This is a genomic window from Streptomyces sp. NBC_00433, from assembly GCA_036015235.1.
In the GTDB taxonomy this organism is placed as follows: Bacteria; Actinomycetota; Actinomycetes; order Streptomycetales; family Streptomycetaceae; genus Actinacidiphila.
Map to the genome: position 1 here is coordinate 6924693 of CP107926.1, position 20939 is coordinate 6945631.

Annotated in this window: 17 protein-coding genes and 1 pseudogene; 6 read left to right on the plus strand and 12 right to left on the minus strand. The window is 71.9% G+C overall.

The annotated features are described in order from the left end of the window. Positions 1–138 precede the first annotated feature (138 nt). From OG900_29550 to OG900_29575, 6 genes are all read right to left on the minus strand, one after another. Complete coding sequence (locus OG900_29550) at positions 139–1776, minus strand: glycoside hydrolase family 13 protein (protein WUH93853.1); 1638 nt, start codon at positions 1774–1776, stop codon at positions 139–141. 128 nt (positions 1777–1904) lie between these two features. Continuing rightward, positions 1905–2795 carry a carbohydrate ABC transporter permease gene (locus OG900_29555; GenBank protein WUH93854.1) on the minus strand — a complete coding sequence of 297 codons (891 nt, stop codon included), beginning with the start codon at positions 2793–2795 and terminating at the stop codon, positions 1905–1907. A gap of 14 nt (positions 2796–2809) precedes the next feature. Further along, positions 2810–3763, minus strand: a complete 954-nt coding sequence (locus tag OG900_29560; GenBank protein ID WUH93855.1) for a sugar ABC transporter permease — start codon at positions 3761–3763, stop codon at positions 2810–2812. Positions 3764–3850: 87 nt separating this feature from the next. Further along, on the minus strand, positions 3851–5254 hold the full coding sequence (locus OG900_29565; GenBank protein ID WUH93856.1) for an extracellular solute-binding protein: 1404 nt from the start codon (positions 5252–5254) through the stop codon (positions 3851–3853). A 300-nt stretch (positions 5255–5554) separates the two neighbouring features. Beyond that, entirely contained in the window at positions 5555–6580 is a 1026-nt protein-coding gene (locus tag OG900_29570; GenBank protein WUH93857.1) for a LacI family transcriptional regulator, read from the minus strand. A gap of 250 nt (positions 6581–6830) precedes the next feature. Next, positions 6831–7685, minus strand: a complete 855-nt coding sequence (locus OG900_29575; protein WUH93858.1) for a helix-turn-helix domain-containing protein — start codon at positions 7683–7685, stop codon at positions 6831–6833. A gap of 8 nt (positions 7686–7693) precedes the next feature. Here OG900_29575 and OG900_29580 point away from each other — a divergent pair. From OG900_29580 to OG900_29600, 5 genes and pseudogenes are all read left to right on the plus strand, one after another. Further along, positions 7694–7969, plus strand: a pseudogene (locus tag OG900_29580) (hypothetical protein). A 20-nt stretch (positions 7970–7989) separates the two neighbouring features. Further along, complete coding sequence (locus OG900_29585; GenBank protein ID WUH93859.1) at positions 7990–8628, plus strand: hypothetical protein; 639 nt, start codon at positions 7990–7992, stop codon at positions 8626–8628. A gap of 11 nt (positions 8629–8639) precedes the next feature. Then, positions 8640–9215, plus strand: coding sequence for a hypothetical protein (locus OG900_29590; protein WUH93860.1), 576 nt, complete (start codon positions 8640–8642; stop codon positions 9213–9215). A 27-nt stretch (positions 9216–9242) separates the two neighbouring features. Next, a complete protein-coding gene (locus tag OG900_29595) occupies positions 9243–9944 on the plus strand; it encodes a hypothetical protein (protein WUH93861.1) in 702 nt (233 codons plus the stop codon). A 129-nt stretch (positions 9945–10073) separates the two neighbouring features. Further along, positions 10074–11435 (plus strand): glutamine synthetase family protein, encoded by a 1362-nt coding sequence (locus OG900_29600; GenBank protein WUH93862.1) that lies wholly within the window; start codon positions 10074–10076, stop codon positions 11433–11435. A 67-nt stretch (positions 11436–11502) separates the two neighbouring features. Here the strand turns inward: OG900_29600 and OG900_29605 are convergent, their stop codons facing one another. The 6 genes from OG900_29605 to OG900_29630 all read right to left on the minus strand — a co-directional run bounded on the left by OG900_29605 (position 11503) and on the right by OG900_29630 (position 17738). After that, a complete protein-coding gene (locus tag OG900_29605; GenBank protein ID WUH95981.1) occupies positions 11503–12525 on the minus strand; it encodes a TolB-like translocation protein in 1023 nt (340 codons plus the stop codon). A gap of 65 nt (positions 12526–12590) precedes the next feature. Then, positions 12591–13877, minus strand: a complete 1287-nt coding sequence (locus OG900_29610) for an MFS transporter (protein WUH93863.1) — start codon at positions 13875–13877, stop codon at positions 12591–12593. A gap of 3 nt (positions 13878–13880) precedes the next feature. Continuing rightward, positions 13881–14816, minus strand: coding sequence for an alkaline phosphatase family protein (locus OG900_29615; protein WUH93864.1), 936 nt, complete (start codon positions 14814–14816; stop codon positions 13881–13883). A gap of 115 nt (positions 14817–14931) precedes the next feature. Next, a complete protein-coding gene (locus OG900_29620) occupies positions 14932–16293 on the minus strand; it encodes a HAMP domain-containing histidine kinase (protein WUH93865.1) in 1362 nt (453 codons plus the stop codon). Next, positions 16290–16961, minus strand: a complete 672-nt coding sequence (locus OG900_29625) for a response regulator transcription factor (protein WUH93866.1) — start codon at positions 16959–16961, stop codon at positions 16290–16292. Before OG900_29625 ends, OG900_29620 begins: the two co-directional genes overlap by 4 nt. Positions 16962–16985: 24 nt before the next feature. After that, positions 16986–17738, minus strand: a complete 753-nt coding sequence (locus OG900_29630; protein WUH93867.1) for a hypothetical protein — start codon at positions 17736–17738, stop codon at positions 16986–16988. A gap of 196 nt (positions 17739–17934) precedes the next feature. On the opposite strand from OG900_29630, the gene OG900_29635 reads away from it, so the two are divergent. After that, positions 17935–20934, plus strand: coding sequence for a bifunctional [glutamine synthetase] adenylyltransferase/[glutamine synthetase]-adenylyl-L-tyrosine phosphorylase (locus OG900_29635; GenBank protein WUH93868.1), 3000 nt, complete (start codon positions 17935–17937; stop codon positions 20932–20934). Positions 20935–20939: the final 5 nt, after the last annotated feature.

Consider the following 20939-nt stretch of genomic DNA (forward strand, 5'->3'; position numbering starts at 1 on the left):
ACTGCGCGCGCAACCACCCGCCGGCCGGTGGTCCGGAACGGACCGAACAGCCCCTTTGGGACGGTGGCGACGTGCAGCTTGTCGACGGCTGGTCGCGCAGTTCCCCGCGCCCCTGTCGGGCGCCCTCCAGGGTATGGGTCAGCCCCGCAGCCAGACCGCCGTGTCCGCGGGGAGGCGCCCCTCCGCGAGAGGCCCGCTGGCCAGCAGCACCGTACCCTCGGGGAGCTGCGCGGGGGAGTCCGCCAGGTTCAGGACGCAGACGAACTCCGGGGAGCGCCGGAAGGCCAGCACGCCGGGAGCGGAGTCCAGCCACTCGAAGGTGCCGTCGCCGAGCCCCGCCTCCGCGCGCCGCAGGCGCATGGCCGCACGGTAGAGGGAGAGCATCGAGTCCGGGTCGGCGGCCTGCGCCTCGGCCGTACGGGACGCCCAGTCGGCCGGCTGCGGAAGCCACGGCTCTGCGGCGGCCCCGGCCGGGCTGAACCCGAACGGCGACGCGGAACCCCCCCACGGAAGTGGCACCCGGCAGCCGTCGCGGCCCGGATTGGTGTCGGCGGACCGCAGGTACATCGGGTCCTGGAGCTTGTTCAGCGGGATGTCCTCGACCTCGGGGAGCCCCAGCTCCTCGCCCTGGTAGAGGTAGACCGAGCCGGGCAGCGCCAGCGTGAGCAGGGCCGCGGCCCGCGCCCGGCGGGTGCCGAGGTCCAGGTCGGTCGGGATGCCGAAGGCCTTGGTGGCGAAGTCGAAGCCGGTGTCGGCCCGCCCGTAGCGGGTCACCGTACGCGTCACGTCGTGGTTGCACAGCACCCAGGTGGCGGGCGCGCTCACCGGCGCGTGCGCGGCCAGCGTCGTGTCGATGGACGTACGCAGCCGGGCCGGCTCCCAGGGACAGGCCAGGAAGTCGAAGTTGAAGGCGGTGTGCATCTCGTCGGGCCGCAGATACCGCGCGAAGCGCTCCGCGTCCGGCAGCCACACCTCGCCGACCAGGATGCGCGCGCCGGGGTAGGAGTCGGCGATCGACCGCCAGCCGCGGTAGATGTCGTGCAGCTCGTCCCGGTCGACGTACGGGTGCGGCACACCCGGCTCTTCGGTCAGGTCGGGCAGGCCGGGGTCCTTGGACACCATGGCGGCGGAGTCGATGCGCACACCGCCGGCGCCGCGGTCGAACCAGAAGCGCAGGATGTCCTCGTGCTCGGCGCGGACCTGCGGGTCGTTCCAGTTGAGGTCCGGCTGCTCGGAGTCGAAGAGGTTCAGGAACCAGTCGCCGGGCTCGCCGTCCTGGTCGGTGGTCCTGGTCCACGCCGGGCCGCCGAACTGCGAGGGCCAGTTGTTCGGCGGCAGTTCGCCGTGCTCGCCGCGTCCCGGGCGGAACCAGAAGCGCTCCCGCGCCGCCGAACCGGGTCCGGCGGCGAGCGCCTCGCGGAACCACGGGTGCGCGGCGGATATGTGGTTCGGCACGATGTCGATGATCGTCCTGATACCCAGCGCGAGGGCCTCCGAGATCAGCTTCTCGGCCTCGGCGAGCGTGCCGAAGACCGGCTCGACGTCCCGGTAGTCCGCGACGTCGTAGCCGCCGTCGGCCATCGGCGACGGATACCACGGGCAGAACCACAGAGCGTTGACGCCCAGCTCGGCCAGATACGGCAGCCGGGACCGCACACCGGCGAGATCACCGGTCCCGTCACCGTTGCTGTCGGCGAAGCTCCGCGGATAGACCTGGTAGATGACCGCGCCGCGCCACCAGTTCTCGTCGGCCTCGGGCTGAGGGGTGTCTGCCACGTCAACGTCCTTTCGGGCAGGTGGGACCCCGCCGCCGGCCCCGGGAAGCGGGGATGTGGGCATGGGGACCGGCGGCGGAGTGCTGTGGGGTGGAGCGTTACGGAAGGCTGCGCGGCGTCATGGGCCGGTCAGCCCTTGAGGCTGCCGGCGGTCAGGCCGGACATGATGTTGCGCTGGAAGAGCAGGAAGATCAGCAGGGTCGGCAGCGCGGAGATGGCGAGCGCGGCGATGAGCACGTTCTGCGGTACGCCCTGCGAGAGCGAGTTGATGCCGATGTTGATCGGCTGCTTGGCCGGGTCGGGCTCCACCAGCATCGGCCAGAGGAAGTCCTTCCAGACGTTGACCACGGCGAAGATCGACACCACACCGAGGATCGGCCGGGACATCGGCAGCACGATCGACAGCAGGGTGCGCATCGGCCCGGCCCCGTCGATGGCCGCCGCGGCCATCAGGTCGTTCGGGATCGAGTCGAAGAACCGTTTGAGCAGGAAGATGTTGAAGCCGTTGGCCACCGTCGGCAGCCAGATCGCCCAGGGGTGGTTGATCAGGTTGAGGTGCAGCAGCGGCAGGTCGAGCACCGTCATGTACTGCGGGATGATCAGCACCGCCGACGGGATCATCAGGGTGGCCAGCATCGCGCCGAGCACCACGTTGCCCATCACCGGGCGCAGCTTGGACAGCGCGTAGGCGGCCGACACGTCGAAGACCAGCTGGAAGGCCAGCGCGCCGAAGGCGTAGTAGAAGGTGTTCCACAGCAGCTTGGCGAGCTTGAGCTGGGTCCACGCCGTCTTGTAGTTGGCCGGGTGGGAGTCCTTGGGCACCAGGGTCGGCGGGTTCTGCACCACCTCGTGCACGGACTTGAAGCCGCTGGTGATCATCCAGTAGAGCGGTCCGACGAAGACCAGCGTGAAGACCACGAGCACCACGGACAGCACGGTCCAGTAGACGACCTTTCCCCGGGGCCTCGCCAGGGTCGCGGACGAGATCAGCGTCCGGTTCGCGGTAGAGAAATCTGCCATGATCGTGATCCGTCCTAGTCGCTGTTCCGGTTGATCCGCGCGTACAGGCCGGAGAATCCGGCGAGCACCAGGAGCAGGAAGAGGCCGAGCGCGGCCGCGCCACCGAAGTTGTTGTAGTGGTAGCCGTACTGGTAGACCATGTAGACCACGGTCATCGTGGAATTCTCGGGACCGTTTCCGCCGGCCATCAGGAAGACGTTGGTGAATTCCTGCATGGTCGCCACGATCTGCAGCAGCAGCATCAGCGAGAGGACCAGCCTCGTCTGCGGGATCGTCACGTGCCAGATCTTGCTCCACAGGCCCGCGCCGTCCAGGTCGGCGGCCTCGTACAGCTCACCGGGTATGTTCTGCAGCGCCGCCAGGTAGATCAGCGTGGCGCTGCCCATGCTCATCCACGTCGCCGCGACGACCACCGAGATCAGTGCGGTGTGCGACGAGTCGAGCCACTGTGACGTCGGCAGGTGGAATATCTTGAGAATGCGGTTGAACAGGCCGTATTCGGGGTTGTAGAAGTACTTGAAAAGCAGTGCGCCCGCCACCGGCGGGAGCATGACGGGCAAATACACCAGGATGCGCAGATAGGCCCGTGCGTGCCGCAGTTCGTTGAGCAGGATCGCGACGAGGAAGGGCACCGCGAAGCCGAGCAGCAGGGCGTAGAGCGTGAACATCCCGGTGTTCTTCCACGCCGTCCAGAAGTACGGGTCGTGGTAGACGGTCTTGATGTTCTTGAACCCGACCCAGCTGGTCACACCGCGCTTGGTCGACTGGAAGCTCATGATGAACTCCCGGACCATCGGATACCACGAGAAGAACCCGAAGCAGAGGATCGCCCCGATCAGGAACCCGTAGGCCTGGACGTTCTGGCTCAGTTTGCGGCTGATGCCGCCCCGGCCGCCTCGGGCCCGAGGACCTGCGGCGCGCCCGGCGTGGCGCCTGGTTGTTTTGTCGGGGACGGTCGTCGCCGCCATGAAGGCTCCTCGGCTGGAAGCGGTGCGTGAGTTCCGTGCCGCCGCGGGGGCCGGTCGCCGACCGGCCCCCGCGGGGGGGCTGCGCTGTTACTGGCCGGCGGCCAGCAGCTGGTTCGCCTGCGTCTCCGCGGACGAGAGCAGCTTGCTGATGTCGGCGCTCTTGTTGCTGAGGACGCCGGACATCACGGTGTCGAGCACGGTGTAGAGCTTCTGCGCGTTCGGCGGCTCACCCTTGACCGGGACCTGCGCGTCCACGTAGGACTTGTAGTTCGCCACCGGGACGGTCGCGTACTGGGTCTTGTCCGCGGTGTCCGTGGCCTTGGACTGGCCGGTGAAGAAGAAGGGCTGCGGCAGGCCGACCGGGATGCCGTCGGTCTTGTTGCGCGCGTAGTTGAACTGGCCCTTCTTCAGGGTCAGGAACTTGAAGTTGATCCAGGCGATGCCGGCCTTGATCTGGTCCGGGGAGTCCGACTTCTTGAAGAAGTAGTCGTTGCCGCCCATCAGCGAGGTCTTGCCGCCGGGGATCGGCGCCATGCCCAGGTCGTTGAAGTTGGAACCGTACTGCTGGACCATCAGCTGGATGTCGTCGGGCGCGGCGAGGTACATGCCGATCTGGCCCGCGCCCATCGCCTTCTGGCTCTCGCCCCACGCCTTGCCGGCACTGGACGGCATGGAGTTGTCCACCCAGCGCATGTCGTGGATGGTCTGCAGGATCGAGGTGGCCTCGGGGCCGTTGAAGGCCGCCTTGGTGCCGTCGTCGCTGACCACGTTGTTGCCCGCGCCGTAAAGCGCCGAAGTCAGGTGCCAGCCGCCCTGGTTGCCCGCGCCGTACTCGAAGAAGCCGTGGATGCCCTTGCTGCCGAGCTTGTCCTGGATGGCCTTGGCGTCGGTGCGGATCTCGTCCCACGTGGTCGGCGGCTTGTCGGGGTCGAGGCCGGCGTCCTTGAAGATCTTGCGGTTGTAGACCAGGCCCATCGAGTAGTTCGTCGTCGGGAGGCCGTAGAGCTTGCCGTCGTCCTTCAGGATCGCCAGGACGTTGGGGTCGATGTCCTTGAGGTTCGGCACCGTCTTGTCATTGACGTAGCCGGTGATGTCGGCGGCCTGGCCGGCGTCGAGGACCTGGTTGAGGTCCGTGACGTAGCTGTAGAAGACGTCGGTCTCGGACGAGCCCTGCAGTTGGGCGGTGAACTTGTCCGTGTCCTCGCAGGGGAACGTGTCCTTGCTGTTGATGGTCACGTTCGGGTACGTCTTGTGGAACTCGGCGATGTCGTCCAGCCACTGCTTGCGCTCGGGCTTCTTGGTGGTGGGCGGCATGCAGTCGACGCTGATCGTCACCTTGGTCTTCGGGTCCAAGGGCGTACCGGCGCTGGAGCTGCTCGCCTTGCTGCCGCCGTCGTCCTTCTTGTCGCTGGAGGAACATGCGGCACCGGTCAATCCGATGCCTGCGACCAGCGCGACTGCCACCAGTCTGCGGTAGCGGATTCTGCTCATGATCAAACCCTTCCCCTGAACCACTGCGCGTCTTTGGACTGCGATCTGGGACCCCCGCGGCGCATGATGCACTTGATGTCCGGCGCAGGTGCGCGCCACCGTCTCGGGTTGGCTCAACGTACTTAACCCGATAGATGTCCGCAAGATGTCGCGTGAATTTCGCAAAGACACGACTCGGTCACGACCGCCCGCTGTGCTGATCACGCTGCGGAGACGACTGAGCGCGCAGGTCCACCGCGCCGGGGCCCGGCACGGTGAGCTGCGCGCTCTGCTTCGCGGACGGCCGCGGAGGGGTCCTCGCTAGGCGTTCGTACGGGCCTCCGGGTGCGGGATACGGGCGGGGTGCGGGGCGGGTCCGGTGGAACCGCGTACTACCAGCTCGGGCTCGAAGAACAGCTCGTCGTGGTCGACCGAGGCGCCGCTGATCTCCCCCGCCAGCAGGTCCACCGCGGCCCGGCCCATCGCCTCGATCGGCTGCCGCACGGTCGTCAGCGGCGGCTCGGTGCAATTCATCAGCGACGAGTCGTCGTAACCGATCACCGAGACATCGTCCGGCACCGAGAGCCGCCGTCGGCGGGCGGCCCTGATGGTGCCGAGCGCCAGCAGGTCGGAGGCGCAGATGAAGGCCGTGATGCCGCGCGCCAGCAGCCTGCTCGCCGCCGCCTGGCCGCCCTCCAGGGTGAAGAGGGCGTGCTCCACGGTGACCGACGGGTCCACCCTGCGGGCGGCGGCCAGTTTGCGGCGGGACGGCACGTGGTCGGGCGGGCCGAGCACCAGGGCTATCCGCTGGTGGCCCAGCGAGATCAGGTGGTTCATCGCCTGCTCGACGGCCACCGCGTCGTCGCAGGAGACCCGCGGGAAGTCCAGATGGTCGATCGCCGCGTTCATCAGCACGGTCGGCAGGTTGCGCTCCGCGAGCCGTGCGTAGTGGTCGTGCGGTGACTCGGCCTGGGCGTAGAGCCCGCCGAAGAAGACGACGCCGGAGACATGCTGCTGGAGCAGCAATTCCACGTAATCCGCCTCGGAGACGCCGCCCGCGGTCTGGGTGCACAGCACCGGGGTGAAGCCCTGCTGTGCGAGTGCGCCACCGACCACCTCCGCGAAAGCGGGGAAGATCGGGTTCTGCAGCTCGGGCATGACCATGCCGACCAGCCGGGCGCGTTCGCCCCGCAGCTGGGTGGGCCGTTCGTATCCGAGCACGTCAAGGGCGGTGAGGACCGCGGCCCGGGTAGCGTCGGAGACGCCGGGCTTTCCGTTCAGCACCCGGCTGACCGTGGCCTCGCTCACCCCGACCTTCTTTGCCACCTCGGCAAGTCGTCGTGTCATGGCGTCGATTCTAGTACAGCAGGCGCAAGATTCTTGCGGTGATTTTGCGGAATCTCTGCAAGTCATCCAAATTTTGCGAAACCTGGTCGACATATTGCTGCGTCAGGTCGCGATCCCTGGGCGTCGCTCGTCACACCGGCGACTCCCGTCAGAAGGGACCCCCCACCGCGTGGACACCGGACGTCGCACTTCTGCCTGGCTCGCCTCGGCGACCGCCGCCGCCCGCCGTCGCGGTGGGTGGGCCGGCGGTTCAGCGCTGCCGCGGCACCCGGGACCCGGCCGGCCCGCGGGGGGCGCGGGCGGAGCCGCCGCCGTCGCGCAGGTGGAGGGCCCGCACCGCGATCTCGGTCGCGAACCGCTCGTCGGGATGGGCCAGTTGCTGGCCGAAGGCCCGCTCCAGGATGCGCATCCGGTAGCGGACCGTCTGCGGGTGGACGCCCAGCTGCTCGGCGATCTGCGCCGCGGTGCCCCGGGTGGTCAGCCAGATCCGCAGCGTGTCGAGGAGCCTGGCCTGCTGGGCGGGCGTCAGCGCGGCCAGCGGCGCCAGGTACCTGGCGGCCATCTGGTCGGCGAGCGCCTGGTCGCTCAGCAGCCACAGCGGCAGCAGGTGGTCCTCGCCGAGCAGCAGCGACCCGCCCGACACCGCCCCGGCGCCGGCCAGCGCGAGGGTGTGCCTCGCCCAGCGCAGCGAGTCCGCCGCCTCGCCCAGCCCGGTGGTCAGCCCGACCGCGGCCCGGCAGCCGCCGAGCGCCTCCTCGACGCAGGCGCGGCGGTCCTCGGTCAGCGGCCCTGGCACCAGCAGATACGGCTCGGGGTCGGCTAAGTCCTGGAGTATGTCCGCGTCCAGGGCCTGGCGGCGCGGCCGGGTGCCCGGGGCGAGCGCCACCATGGTCACCTCGTCGGGCAGCCGCCAGGCGCAGTGCTCCGCCAGCTCCGCCAGCGCGCTGCGGGCCACCGCCGTGCCCCCTAAGATCCGGCGCAGCAGCCGCCGGCGCCGGTTGTCGGGCTCCTCGCCGAGTTCGGCCAGGGCCTGCACGTAGCCTTCGTGGGAGAGTTCGGCCAGGTCGCCCATGTAGGCGAAGAGCGCGTCGGCGAAGGTGAGCATGAAGGCCGCCGCTGCACGACCGGATGGCCGGCACCCACACCGCGGACGCCGCCACCCTCAGGCAGTCGGGCACGTCCACCCGGGGCACCGTCACCGACGCGGCGGTCACCGAACTGGACACCAGGGCGGGTACGGCCAAGCTCATCGCCACCGTCCAGGTCCAGGTCACCCCGGCCGCGGGCGCGGCCACCACCGACCGCAAACGCTTCGAGGCGGGCCTGTCCCGCACCGCCGGCGGCTGGAAGCTCACCGCGCTCACCGCGGTCCCCGTCGGGTCGAGTTGAGAGCGGAGGAGGGATCCCGGATGACAGCGACCGAGCACACGGCGGAAGCGGCAGCCGAAGCCGACGTCGAAGCGGAGACCGACACCGGCGCGGACACCGAAGCCGGTGAACGCGCCCCCTGGTGGGGGCGGTTGCCGCGCCCGCGGCTGCCCGGCTTCGTGCGGCGCGACCCGCGCCGGGCCGCCGCCGTCGCGGTGATCGCCGCACTGGTCCTGACCGGCGGCGGATTCGGCTACGCGGCCCAGCAGTCGAAGGACCCCGGCGCGGCACGCAACCACGCGCTCACCGACGCCGAGGCCACCAGCCGGCTCACCGGTGACGTCAGCGACGCGCTCAGCCGGATCTTCGCCTACACCCCCGACGACACCCGGTCCACCGCCCAGGCCGCCCACGACCTGCTGGAGGGCGCCGCGGCCCGGCAGTACCGGCAGCTCTTCACGCAGATCCGGCGGCAGGTCGCCGACCAGCGGCTCACCCTCAGCACCCGGGTGGTGCGGGCCGGCGTCGTCTCGCTGACCGGCGACCGCGCCCGGCTGCTGGTCTTCCTCGACCAGACCGCCCAGCGCGCCGCCGCCGCCACCAGCGCGGCCGCCCAACTCTCGGTGTCCGCCCACCTGGTCGGCGGCCACTGGCGGATCACCGACCTCAAGGCCCGGTAGGAGAAGCCCAGATGGCACCCAAGCAATCCACCCTCCGGCGGCGCCCGCTCCTCGCGGTGGCGCTCACCCTCGTGGTGGCCGCGGCCCTCGCCGCCGCGCTGACCGGCTGGTCCTGGTACAGCGCCGCCCACGACGGCGACACCGCCTTCGCCCGTGACCGCGACACCGTACTGGCCGCGGGCGAGCAGGCCGTACAGAACCTCAACACCCTGGACCACGGCGACCTCGACCACGGCCTGGACATCTGGGAGGACTCCACCACCGGCGACCTGCACACCCAACTCACCCAGGGCCGGGCCGACTTCGCCAAGCAGGTGCAGCAGGCCCGGACGGTCAGCACCGCCAAGGTGCTCTCCGGCGCGGTCACCGAGCTGGACACCAGGACCGGCAAGGCAAGCGTGATGGTCGCGCTGCGGATCACCGTCCGGGCGCCCGAGGCCAAGCCCGCGGTCAAGGAGAGCCGGATGCTCGGCGAGCTGACCAGGACCGCCGACGGCTGGAAGCTCAGCGCACTCGGCCAGGCCCCGACGGGCGACAGCGCCCCCGCCCCGGCCACCACGGCTCCGCAGCCGACCGCGAGCCACTGACGCCGTACGTGAGAGGACCGACGCGCCATGTCGACCACCCGTCATCTGATCAACCGGCAGCGCAGGCTGGCCGCGGTGTCCGCGGCGGCGGAGGAGCGGACGGGCGAGCGTACGGTACGCGGCGGCCAGGCGCCGGCGCCGGCCCGTACACGTACCCGCCCCGCCGCCTCCGCGGCCACCGCCGACGCGGCGGAGCCGAAGCGCGCCGCCCGCCGCCCGCTGCCCGTCGCCGTCACGCTGCTCGCGGTGCTGGCCGTGCTGCTCGGCGGCTTCGCCGCGTTCGCCGCGAGCCGGGCCGCCGCCCTGCACGACACGGTCGCCGCCCACAACACCGCGCTGACCGACACCCCCGCCACCAGCGAGGTCAAGGGCCGGATCGCCGAGGCGGTGAACGCCGTCTTCTCCTACGACTACGCCGACACGGCCCGCACCGACGCCGCCGCGCGCCGGCTGCTCACCGGAAAGGCCGTACAGCAGTACGCGGGCATGCTCGCCGAGGTGCGCGCCCAGGCCCCCGCGGAGAAACTGGTGCTGACCACGACGGTCACCGACACCGGCGTCGAGTCGGTCGACGGCGACCGGGCGCGGGTGCTGGTCTTCGCCGACCAGCGCAACACCAGCACCGCCGAGGCGGGCGCGGGCAGCACCTACGCCGCCGCCATGTTCGCGGTGGACGCCGTTCACCAGGGCGGCATCTGGAAGATCGCCACGATCGACACCTTCGGCTGAGACCTCCCAGCGGGCACTATGGGGGTGAGCCGCGACTGCAACGCACCCGAAACGGTGTGATGCAATGCTCATGATCCCCGCCCGGGACCAGGCGGGGGAGCGGTGCCTGATCGGCGAGGATGGATGGATATGGATAAGCAGCAGGAGTTCGTTCTCCGCACCCTGGAGGAGCGGGACATCCGCTTCGTAAGGCTGTGGTTCACCGACGTACTCGGCTATCTCAAGTCGGTCGCCGTCGCCCCCGCTGAGCTCGAGCAGGCATTCGACGAGGGCATCGGCTTCGACGGCTCCGCCATCGAGGGCTTCGCGCGGGTGTACGAATCCGACATGATCGCCAAGCCGGACCCCGGCACCTTCCAGATCCTGCCCTGGCGGGCCGAGGGCCCCGGCACGGCCCGGATGTTCTGCGACATCCTGATGCCCGACGGCTCCCCGTCCTACGCCGACCCGCGCTACGTCCTCAAGCGCGCCCTCGCCAAGACCTCCGACCTCGGCTTCACCTTCTACACGCACCCCGAGATCGAGTTCTACCTGCTCAAGGACAAGCCCCTGGACGGCGGCCGCCCCACCCCCGCCGACAATTCCGGCTACTTCGACCACACACCGCAGAACGTCGGCATGGACTTCCGCCGCACGGCCATCACCATGCTGGAGTCCATGGGCATCTCCGTGGAGTTCTCCCACCACGAAGGCGCTCCCGGCCAGCAGGAGATCGACCTGCGGTACGCCGACGCGCTGTCGACCGCCGACAACGTGATGACCTTCCGGCTGGTCATGAAGCAGGTCGCCCTGGAGCAGGGCGTGCACGCCACCTTCATGCCCAAGCCGTTCTCGGAATACCCCGGCTCGGGCATGCACACCCACCTGTCCCTCTTCGAGGGCGACCGCAACGCCTTCTACGAGTCGGGCGCCGAATTCCAGCTCTCCAAGGTCGGCCGGTCCTTCATCGCGGGCCTGCTGCGGCACGCCGGCGAGATTTCCGCGGTCACCAACCAGTGGGTCAACTCCTACAAGCGGGTCTGGGGCGGCTCCCAGCGCACCGCGGGCGCCGGCGGCGAGGCCCCCTCGTACATCTGCTGGGGCCACAACAACCGCTCCGCCCTCATCCGGGTGCCGATGTACAAGCCCGGCAAGACCGGCTCGACCCGCGTCGAGGTCCGCTCCCTCGACTCCGGCGCCAACCCCTACCTGTCCTACGCCGTCCTCCTGGCCGCCGGCATGAAGGGCATCCAGGACGGCTACGAACTCCCGGCCGGCGCCGACGACGACGTCTGGGCCCTCTCCGACTCGGAGCGCCGCGCGCTCGGCATCGAGCCCCTCCCGCAGAACCTGGGCGAGGCCATCGAGCTGATGCAGCGCAGCGAACTGGTCGCCGAGACCCTGGGCGAGCACGTCTTCGACTTCTTCCTCCGCAACAAGAAGCAGGAGTGGGAGGAGTACCGCTCCGAGGTCACGGCCTTCGAACGCCGCAAGAACCTGCCGAACCTGTAGCGGACTTCCGGGCCGGCACGACCGGAGCGCCGGCCCCGAGCCTCCCGCGGAGGCGGCTGAGGTCCTTTCAGCCGAGCCGGGAGGGTGCCAGGGCCGAGGCGGCCAGCAGGCGGGGGGTGCCGGCGCCGGTGGCGGGGACGGTGTAGAGGTCGGAGCCGTAGTCGCCGGGGAGGGAGTAGGACAGGGTGTCGTCGTCGAGCCAGACGGCCTGGTCGTCGACATTGCGGGTCTCGGCCGTGGGGTGGTCGCGCAGAGTGGCCAGGTCGAGGACGTAGAGCCGCCAGGGGGCGTCCGGGTCGAGGCCCTTGACCCGCTTCTTGAAGGCGATACGGGTGCCGTCGGGGGACAGCGACGGGCATTCGACGTTCGTACGCAGGGTGACCGCCGTCCTCGACGCCACGTCGCCGCGGATCAGGTAGGTGTGGCCGCCGGTCGCGGCGGTGGCGTAGAAGTGGGTGTCGTCGGCGAAGGTGACACCCCAGTAGTTGAGGTCGGCGGCCCGCAGCCGCTTGCCGTCGCGGGTCAGGGCGTAGTCCTCCAGGGTGGACTGGAGCTCGCCGGTGCGGGTGTCCAGGATCGAGGTGCGGGTGGAGAAGTTCGTGCCCGCGTAGGAGTCGCCGCCGACGAAGACCGTCCAGGCGACCAGGTGGCCGCTGGGGGAGACCCGGGCGCGGGTGGGGATGCCGGCCAGGTCGACGCGGCGGGTGGTGCGCAGCCGGGAGTCCAGCACCAGGGCGCGGTAGCTGTCGTTGACCGGGCCGCGCTCGGCCTGCAGGCAGATGCCGGTGCCGCCGGCCGCGTAGAAGCGCAGGCAGGTCACGCCGGAGGCGGTGCGCGGGCCGTCGGGCGCGGCGGCCGGCACGCTGGCCAGCTCGTCGCGGTGCGGGCCCCACGCCATCGAGCGGAAGACGATGCGCGGCGGCCCGGCCGCGGCCAGCGACACCGTGCCGGCGTGCACGGCGGGGCCGCCGGCCTGCACGTGGTTCCTGGCCTCCGCCCGGTCGGCGGCCCGCCACACCGCGGCCCCGGCGACCGTCGCGAGCACCACGACCGCGGCCAGCAGCACCAGCAGCCTGCCGCGTACGCTCATCGGCCCGTCGCCGGGAACCGCTTCCGCAGCCGTGCCGGCGTCCGTGTCCGTGTCCGTGTCCGTACTCATACCGCCTCCGCGGGTCGCAGCCGTATCGAGAGCGCCACGCTCGCCAGCAGCGCGACCGCGGCACCGGACAGCGCCGACCGGTCGCCGAAGGCGGTCCAGGCCGCGCCGAAGGCGATCGAGCAGAAGAAGCGCGCCGCGGCCTGCCCGGTCTGCACCAGTGCGAGACCGCTGGAGCGCAGCGCCGCCGGTACGGAACCGGCCGCCGCCGCCATCAGCACGCCGTCGGTGGCCGCGTAGAAGGTGCCGTGCAGGGCCAGCACCGCGTAGGGCAGGACGCCGGAACGCAGGTGGGTGAGCAGCAGGGCGTAGGCCAGCAGCAGCGCGAGGTGGCCGCCGACGAAGACCCGCCAGCGGCCGACCCGGTCGGCCCAGCGGCCGAGCGGCACGGCGAGCAGCAGGAAGGCGCCCGCGGTGCCCAGCGGCAGCAGCGCGAACCACCGGTCGGGCACGCCGAGCCGGCGCTGGAGCATGAGGTAGACGAAGGAGTCGCTGACCGTCGCCAGCCCGAGCGCGACCGCGCACAGCGCCAGCCCGCGCAGCTCGCGCCGTCCGAGCAGGGCGACCGCGGCCCGCAGTGAGGGGCGCTCGGCCTGGGAGGCGTCGGAGGCGTCGGAGGCGGCGGCCGGTGCGGCCTCCCGCACCCGTGACGGCACGAAGAGCAGCAGCACCAGCACGCCCACCGCCGCCACGCAGAAGCTCACCGTGAAGACCGCGTCGTAGCCGTCGGCGGCCTGGCGGAGGATCAGGAAGGCGACCAGCGGGCCGAGCAGCGCGCCCGTGGTGTCCATCGCCCGGTGGACGCCGAAGGCGCGGCCGCGGGTCCGCGGCGGCGAGGACAGCGAGATCAGGGCGTCGCGCGGGGCGGTGCGCAGGCCCTTGCCGGTACGGTCGGCGGCGAGCACCGCGCCGATCAGCGGCAGGGTGTGCACGGCCAGCAGCAGGGGTTTGCACAGCGCGGACAGGCCGTAGCCGAAGGCGGCGATCTGCTTGTGGCGGCCGCCGCGGTCGGCGAGGTGGCCGCCGACCAGCCGGACCAGGGCGCTGAAGCCGTTGTAGACGCCGTCGAGCAGACCGAAGCCCAGCGGGGACAGGCCCAGTCCGGTGACCAGGTAGAGCGGCAGCACCGCGGTGACCATCTCCGAGGAGACGTCGGTGATCAGGCTGACCGCGCCGAGCGCGAGCACGGTGGAGGCGACCGCGGAACGCCGCCCGGGGCGCGGGCCCCGGGCGGCGGTACGCGAGGCCGCCGCGGGTGTGCTCCCGCGGCTCTCGCTGACGTACATCGGTCAGCTGGTCCAGATGCCGGTGATGTCGGAGGCGGACGCGGCCTGGCCGGCGTGGCCCGACGTGCCCGCGAGATCCTCCAGCGTCCGCAGGAGGTTGTAGTGGTTGTACGTGGTCGCGCTGGAGCTGCCCGCCTTCACCGGCTGGCCGTAGAGGACGGTCGGGATGCGGTTGCCGCTCAGCGAGTTGTCCTCGTCGAAGGTCACGACGAGCAGGCTGTTGTGCGTCTTCGCCCAGGTCGCGTACGCGCCCAGGTTGTTCTTGACCCAGGTGTCACCGGTGGACACCGAGCAGTCGTGCATGTCGCTGCACAGGTTCGGCACCACGAACGACATCGTCGGCAGCGTCGAGTAGTCGGTCGGGAACTGCGCGAAGGTCTTCGCGCTCGACGTCGCCACGTTGGAGAAGCCGAACCACGGGTTGTGCTTCTGCGCGTAGTTGCCGCTCTTGCAGGTGGTCGAGCCCTGGCTCGGCAGCGTCTCGTTGTAGCTGCCCCATGTCTTGCCCGCGGCGGTCACCTCGGAGCCCAGGTTCGCGGCCGCGCTGAAACCGGGCGTGACGCAGCTGTCGCTGGTGACGCCCTGCAGCGAACCGGAGAAGAGGGCGTAGTAGTTCGGCTGGCTGGGGTGGGTGATGGCGTGGCTCTGGGACAGGTTCGCGCCGCCGGTCTTGAGCGAGTTGATGTAGGGGGCGCTGGAGCTGCCGATCACCTGGCTGTACGCGTGGTTCTCCAGGACCACCACGACGGTGTGGGCGGGGGTCGGGACGGAGCCCGCCGCCTGGGCGTCACCGCCGAGGCCGGCCCACAGGCCGGCGGAGGCGGCGGCGAGGCCGCCGGCGGTCAACAGAGCGGTACGGCTGCGGCTGCGCACGGGGTTACCTCCGGTGAGGGGGGCGCGGTTCGGACATGCGTGGGCGGACTGCTGTGCGGTGTGCATGCCAAAGGTAGGAGCGGCTGGGGAACCCGCGGAGCGTGAGGCGGATGAAGAACACGCGAACGCTGCGGTACACCCCCGGTGTGCTTCCCTCCGGAGCGGCCGTGGACCCAGCGTCTCAGCCGGTCGGCGGTAGCGCCAGCCGTAGCCGAACGCCCCGCGGCAGTGGCTCCGCCGCCACCGTGCCGCCGTGGGTCTCGGCGATCTGCCGCACGATCGCCAGCCCCAGGCCGGAGCCGGGCAGCGAGCGCGCCGCGGGCGAGCGGTAGAAGCGGTCGAAGACGAAGGGCAGGTCGGCCGCCGGGATACCCGGGCCCCGGTCGCTCACCGACACCACACCGCCGGCGGTCGTCACCACCGTGATCCGGCCGCCCTCAGGGCTCCACTTCACGGCGTTGTCCACCAGGTTGCCGATCGCCCGCTCCACCGCGTCCGGGTCGGCGCGCACCATGCACGGGACCAGCTCCGCCGTGAAGTCCAGCCGCGGCGACCTGGCCGCCGCCCGGTCGAGCACCCGGCGGGCCAGCAGGTCCAGCCTGGTGTCCTCGGTGTGCGCCCGCACACTGCCGTAACGGCCCAGGTCCACCAGGTCGTTGACCAGCGAGGTCAGCTCGGCGGCCTGGGCGCGGGCCTCCGCGACCAGCGCGGGCGCCTGCGGATCGGCCAGCGCCGGGCCCTCGCCCAGCAGTTCCAGGTTGGTGGTCAGGCTGGTCAGCGGGGTGCGCAGCTCGTGGGACGCGTCCGCGACCAGCCGGCGCTGCGCGCCCACCGATTCGTCGAGAGCCGCCATCATCGCTGCGAACGACCGGGTCAGCCGGGCGATCTCGTCCCGCCCGTCGGCCGACAGCCGCGCGGTCAGGTCCTGCGTCGCGGTGACGTGCTCGACCGCCTCGGTGAGCTGCCGCACCGGCCGCAGTACCCGCCCGGCCGCCAGCCGCCCCGCCACCGCCGCGAGGGCGCAGCCGCCCGCCGCGATCGCCACCAGCAGGAAGGCCAGCCGGTCCAGCGTGCCCTGCACCACAGACGTCAGGACGGCGGTACGCACCAGGACACCGGGACTGTCCGCCATCGCCGCGGTGTAGATCCGGTAGTGCCGGCCGTCGTAGGCGGCGTCGTGGAAATACGCCGGCTGCTCGCCCTGCGCGACCGCCACATCCCGATCGCTGATGTCGGTGAAGCCGTCCGCCGGGCCCGCACTGACCGGCGGTACGAGGAACTGCAGCAGGGCCGACCCGACGTCGACGGGCCCGGTCGGGATCACCGGCTCGTCCGCGTCGCGCCCCTTGACGGCCGCCGTCGCGTTCTTCTGCTTGAACGCCCGCACCAGATCGGGCGCTTGGGCCGCCGCCGACACCAAATCCGTGTCGTGCTGCTCGTGCAGCTTGGCGCCCAGCGACGGATACAGCACCAGCGAGGCGAGCGCCAGCGCCGCGAGCACCACCGCGCCGCCCGCCAGCGCCAACCGGTTCCGCAGGCTCACGGCCCCTCCCGCAGTACGTACCCCAGGCCGCGCACGGTCTGCACCAGCCGCGGCTCACCGCCGGCCTCCAGCTTGGCGCGCAGGTAACTCACGTACACCCACAGGGCGTTCGACGACGGCCCGAAGTCGTAGCCCCACACCGAGTCGAAGATCAGCGTACGGCTGAGCACCCGGCGCGGATTGCGCAGGAAGAGCTCCAGCAGGGCGTATTCGGTCCTGGTCAGTTCGAGCACCCGGCCGCCGCGGGTCGCCCGGCATGCGGCGGTGTCCATCTCCAGGTCGGCGAACCGCAAGACCTCCTGGTCGGCGCCGGAGCGGCGCAGCAGCGCCCGGATCCTGGCCCGCAGCTCCTCCAGCGCGAACGGCTTGGCCAGATAGTCGTCCGCGCCCGCGTCGAGGCCCGCGACCCGGTCGGCGACCAGGTCGCGGGCGGTGAGCATGAGGATCGGCGTACGGTCGCCGCGGGCCCGCAGCGCACGGCACACCTCCAGCCCGTTCGGCTCCGGCATCAGGATGTCGAGCACCACCGCGTCCTGCCGCCCGGCGGCCAGCGACGCCAGCGCGGCGGCCCCGTCCGCCGCCACCGCGACCTCGTACCCGTCCCGGGTCAGGGCGTGCGCCAGCGAACGGCGTACCGCGTCATCGTCGTCAACCACCAGCACTCGCATGGCGTCAGGGTGCCGTAGCGCTTGTCAGCGGGGGATCAGGGTCTTGCCGGCGTCGTCGGCCCCCTTGCCGGGCTTGTCGGGCTTGCCCGGATCGGGCTTGCCCGAGCCAGGCTTGCAGGTGGGCTTGCCTTCGCCCGGCTTGCCCGCGGCCGTCTTGAGCTGGACGATCGCCTTCGTGAGCTGCTGCGGGGTGACCCCGAGCCTGGCGGCCACCGCGGCGAAGGCCGGGCTGTTCTCGTCGACGCTGCCCTTCGGGCCGGTGGCCGTCTTCTGCAGGGCGTCCAGGGCGGCCTGGGCCCCGGCCTGCGACACACCCAGCGCCTTGGCCAGCTGCGCGGCGGTGAAAACGGTCGCCGGGCCGCCCTTGTCGTCCTTCCCGCTCTTCCCCTCCTTCCCACCCTTCCCCTGCTTGCCGTCGGCCTTGCCGACCTTCCCGTCCCTGCCGCCCGGGGCGCCGGGCTTCGCCGGGACGGGGCCGGCCTCGCCGAGAATCCGCTCCAGGGTCTTGCGGGCCTGGGCGGTGGACATCCCCATGTCCTTGGCGAAGATCGCCACGACCTTGTCCGTCAGCTTGCCGCCGGTCGAGCCGAGCGCGATCTTGACGTCCCTGAGGGCGTTCTCGAGCTTGCCGCTCGGCTTGGCCGGTGCGCACTGGGCCGGCTTCTTGCCGGCGGCCCCGGACGCCGGGCCCGCGCCGGTGCCTGCCGCGGAGGCCGTGGTGGCTCCCAGGGCCAGGACGACGGCCGTCGCGGTGATGAGCGCTGTCTTGTGGCGCACGGTGCGCCCCCTTTCTCTCGTGCCGCCAGCACACCAAGGCGCGCTTCACTCCGGCCTCGGCGCACCTTAGGACTTCCCTAGAACCCCACCGCCCGCCCTGAAGGCTCTCCCCAGGCGGACAGGGGTGGTCGGCAGGGCAGGGGGAGGGGAGGGCGGATAGGCTCGGAGGGAGGGAGCGGCTGGGGACGGGAGCACTATGCAAGGCCGACGCAGCACGACATTCACCCGGCTGCTCCGGCACGGCTTCACGGACCCCGCCGCGGCCGAGCGGCTGCTCGACGTGCCGGAGCTGTGGGCCGTACGGTCCGACCCCGTCCTGCTTGAGGCGCTCGGCGCGACCGCCGACCCCGACCTGGCGCTGCTCGGGCTCGTCAGGCTCGCCGAGGCGCTGGACGAGGGCGAGCGGCGGGCGCTGCTCGACACCGTGACGACGGCCAAGCCGCTGCGCGACCGGCTGCTGGGGGTGCTGGGCGCCTCGGAGGCGCTGGGGGACCACCTGGCCAGGCACCCGGCGGACTGGCATGCGCTGGTCACCTACGAGGCCGCCGACCTGCACCCCGGGATCGCCGAGTTCGAGCGCGGGCTGGCGGCCGCGACCGATCCGGACGCGCTGCGCGCCGCCTACCGGCGGTGCCTGCTGGGGATAGCGGCCCGGGACGTGTGCGGCACGAGCGACCTGGTGCTTACGGCCGCCGAGCTGGCCGACCTGGCGACGGCGACCTTGCGCGGGGCCCTGGCCATCGCGGCGTCCGAGGCGCCGCAGGACGCCGCCGCGGCCCGCCTCGCGGTGATCGGCATGGGCAAATGCGGCGGCCACGAGCTGAACTACGTCTCCGACGTCGATGTGATCTTCGTGGCGGAGCCCGCCGAGGGCGTCGAGGAGAACGAGGCGGTCAAGGCCGCGACGCGGCTCGCCGCCCGGATGATGCGGGTGTGCTCGGACACCACCGTCGAGGGCACGATCTGGCCGGTCGACGCGAACCTGCGGCCCGAGGGCAAGAACGGCCCGCTGGTGCGCACCCTGTCCAGCCATCTCGCGTACTACGCCAGATGGGCGAAGACCTGGGAATTCCAGGCGCTGCTCAAGGCCCGCCCGGTCGCCGGCGACCCGGCGCTCGGCGCGGAATACGTCGCCGCGATCCGCCCGCTGGTCTGGCAGGCCGCCGAGCGCGAGCACTTCGTCACCGACGTGCAGCAGATGCGCCGCCGGGTGGTGGACAACATCCCGGCGGCCCAGGTGGAGCGGGAGCTGAAGCTCGGACCCGGCGGACTGCGGGACGTCGAGTTCGCGGTGCAGCTGCTGCAACTGGTGCACGGCCGCACCGACCCCTCGCTGCGCAGCCCCACCACCCTGACCGCGCTGGCCGAGCTGGCCGCCGGCGGCTACGTGGGCCGGGCCGACGCCGCCGCGCTGGACGTCGCCTACCGCTTCCTGCGGCTCATGGAGCACCGCATCCAGCTGCACAAGATGCGCCGCACCCACCTCGTACCCGACGACGAGGCGGGCCTGCGCCGCCTCGGCCGGGGCCTGGGCTTCCGCTCCGAGCCGGTCGCGAACCTCACCAGGGAGTGGAAGCGGCACGCCATGGAGGTGCGCCGGCTGCACGAGAAGCTGTTCTACCGGCCGCTGCTCGAATCCGTCGCCCAGCTCGGCACCGACGACGTCCGGCTGAGCACCGACGCGGCCCGGCAGCGCCTCCAGGCCCTCGGATACGCCGATCCGGCCGCCGCGATGCGCCACCTGGAGGCGCTGGCCAGCGGGGTGAGCCGCAAGGCGGCGATCCAGCGCACCCTGCTGCCGGTGCTGCTCGGCTGGTTCGCGGACTCCGCCGACCCCGACGCGGGCCTGCTGGGCTTCCGCAAGGTCTCCGACGCGCTCGGCATGACGCCCTGGTATCTGCGGCTGCTGCGTGACGAGGGGGCCGCGGCCCAGCGGCTCGCCCGGGTGCTCTCGTCCGGGCGGATGGCCCCCGACCTGCTGCTGCGCGCCCCCGAGGCGGTCGCGGTGCTCGGCTCGGTCGACGGGGGCCTGGTGCCGCGCGACCACGACAGCCTCGAACAGGAGGTGCTGGCCGCGGTGGGCCGCGCGGAGGGGCCGGAGCAGGCCATCGCCGCGGTCCGCGGGGTGCGCAGGCGGGAGCTGTTCCGCACGGCGGCGGCCGACCTCATCGACACCTACGGCGACGACGTCGAGGCGGACGGGGACCGCGTCGACCCGGCGGAGCTGACCGACCGGGTCGGCTGCGCCGTCTTCGGCCTGACCTCGGCGACTGTCGCCGGCGCCCTGCGCGCCGCGGCCAAGGCGGTGACCGGCAACGACGCGCACCGGCTGCCGACCCGCTTCGCGGTGATCGGCATGGGCCGCTTCGGCGGCCGGGAGCTGGCCTACGGCTCGGACGCCGACGTGCTCTTCGTGCACGAGCCGCGCGAAGGGGTGGACCAGGAGGAGGCGGGCCGGGCCGCGCTCGCGGTGGCGGACGAGATGCGCAGGCTGCTGCAGATCCCCACCGCCGACCCGCCGCTGCTGGTCGACGCCGACCTGCGCCCCGAGGGCAAGAGCGGCCCGCTGGTGCGCAGCCTCGCCTCCTACGCGGCCTACTACCGCAGGTGGTCGCTGACGTGGGAGAGCCAGGCGCTGCTGCGGGCGACCCCGGTGGCCGGCGACAAGGGCCTCGGGGCGCGCTTCGTGGAGCTGATCGACCCGCTGCGCTATCCGGAGGGCGGCCTGGACGACGAGGCGGTACGCGAGATCCGCCGCCTCAAGGCGCGGATGGAGTCCGAGCGGCTGCCGCGCGGCGCCGACCGCACCACCCACGCGAAACTGGGCCGCGGCGGCCTGTCCGACGTCGAGTGGACCGTGCAGCTGCTCCAGCTCCAGCACGCCGGCCAGGTGCCCGAGCTGCGGACCACCGGCACCCGGCAAGCGCTGGCCGCCGCGGCGCGGGCGGGCCTGCTGGAAGCGGCGGACGCGGCCGTCCTCGACGAGGCCTGGGTGCTGGCCACCCGGGTGCGCAACGCGGTGATGCTGGTACGCGGCCGGCCCGGCGACACCTTCCCCGGCGACGGGCGCGAGCTGGCCGCGGTGGGCCGCTACCTCGGTTTCGCCCCCGGCCACGTCGGCGACATGCTGGAGGACTACCGGCGGCGTACGCGGCGGGCCAGGGCAGTGGTGGAGCGGCTGTTCTACCAGGGGTGACCGGC

Bases quoted from the DNA above. Each gene is read 5' to 3' on its own strand.
- OG900_29555 (WUH93854.1), bottom strand. From the start codon at position 2,795: ATGGCAGATTTCTCTACCGCGAACCGGACGCTGATCTCGTCCGCGACC.
- OG900_29560 (WUH93855.1), bottom strand. From the start codon at position 3,763: ATGGCGGCGACGACCGTCCCCGACAAAACAACCAGGCGCCACGCCGGG.
- OG900_29565 (WUH93856.1), bottom strand. From the start codon at position 5,254: ATGAGCAGAATCCGCTACCGCAGACTGGTGGCAGTCGCGCTGGTCGCA.
- OG900_29570 (WUH93857.1), bottom strand. From the start codon at position 6,580: ATGACACGACGACTTGCCGAGGTGGCAAAGAAGGTCGGGGTGAGCGAG.
- OG900_29575 (WUH93858.1), bottom strand. From the start codon at position 7,685: ATGCTCACCTTCGCCGACGCGCTCTTCGCCTACATGGGCGACCTGGCC.
- OG900_29585 (WUH93859.1), top strand. From the start codon at position 7,990: ATGACAGCGACCGAGCACACGGCGGAAGCGGCAGCCGAAGCCGACGTC.
- OG900_29590 (WUH93860.1), top strand. From the start codon at position 8,640: ATGGCACCCAAGCAATCCACCCTCCGGCGGCGCCCGCTCCTCGCGGTG.
- OG900_29595 (WUH93861.1), top strand. From the start codon at position 9,243: ATGTCGACCACCCGTCATCTGATCAACCGGCAGCGCAGGCTGGCCGCG.
- OG900_29600 (WUH93862.1), top strand. From the start codon at position 10,074: ATGGATAAGCAGCAGGAGTTCGTTCTCCGCACCCTGGAGGAGCGGGAC.
- OG900_29605 (WUH95981.1), bottom strand. From the start codon at position 12,525: ATGAGCGTACGCGGCAGGCTGCTGGTGCTGCTGGCCGCGGTCGTGGTG.
- OG900_29610 (WUH93863.1), bottom strand. From the start codon at position 13,877: ATGTACGTCAGCGAGAGCCGCGGGAGCACACCCGCGGCGGCCTCGCGT.
- OG900_29615 (WUH93864.1), bottom strand. From the start codon at position 14,816: ATGCACACCGCACAGCAGTCCGCCCACGCATGTCCGAACCGCGCCCCC.
- OG900_29625 (WUH93866.1), bottom strand. From the start codon at position 16,961: ATGCGAGTGCTGGTGGTTGACGACGATGACGCGGTACGCCGTTCGCTG.
- OG900_29635 (WUH93868.1), top strand. From the start codon at position 17,935: ATGCAAGGCCGACGCAGCACGACATTCACCCGGCTGCTCCGGCACGGC.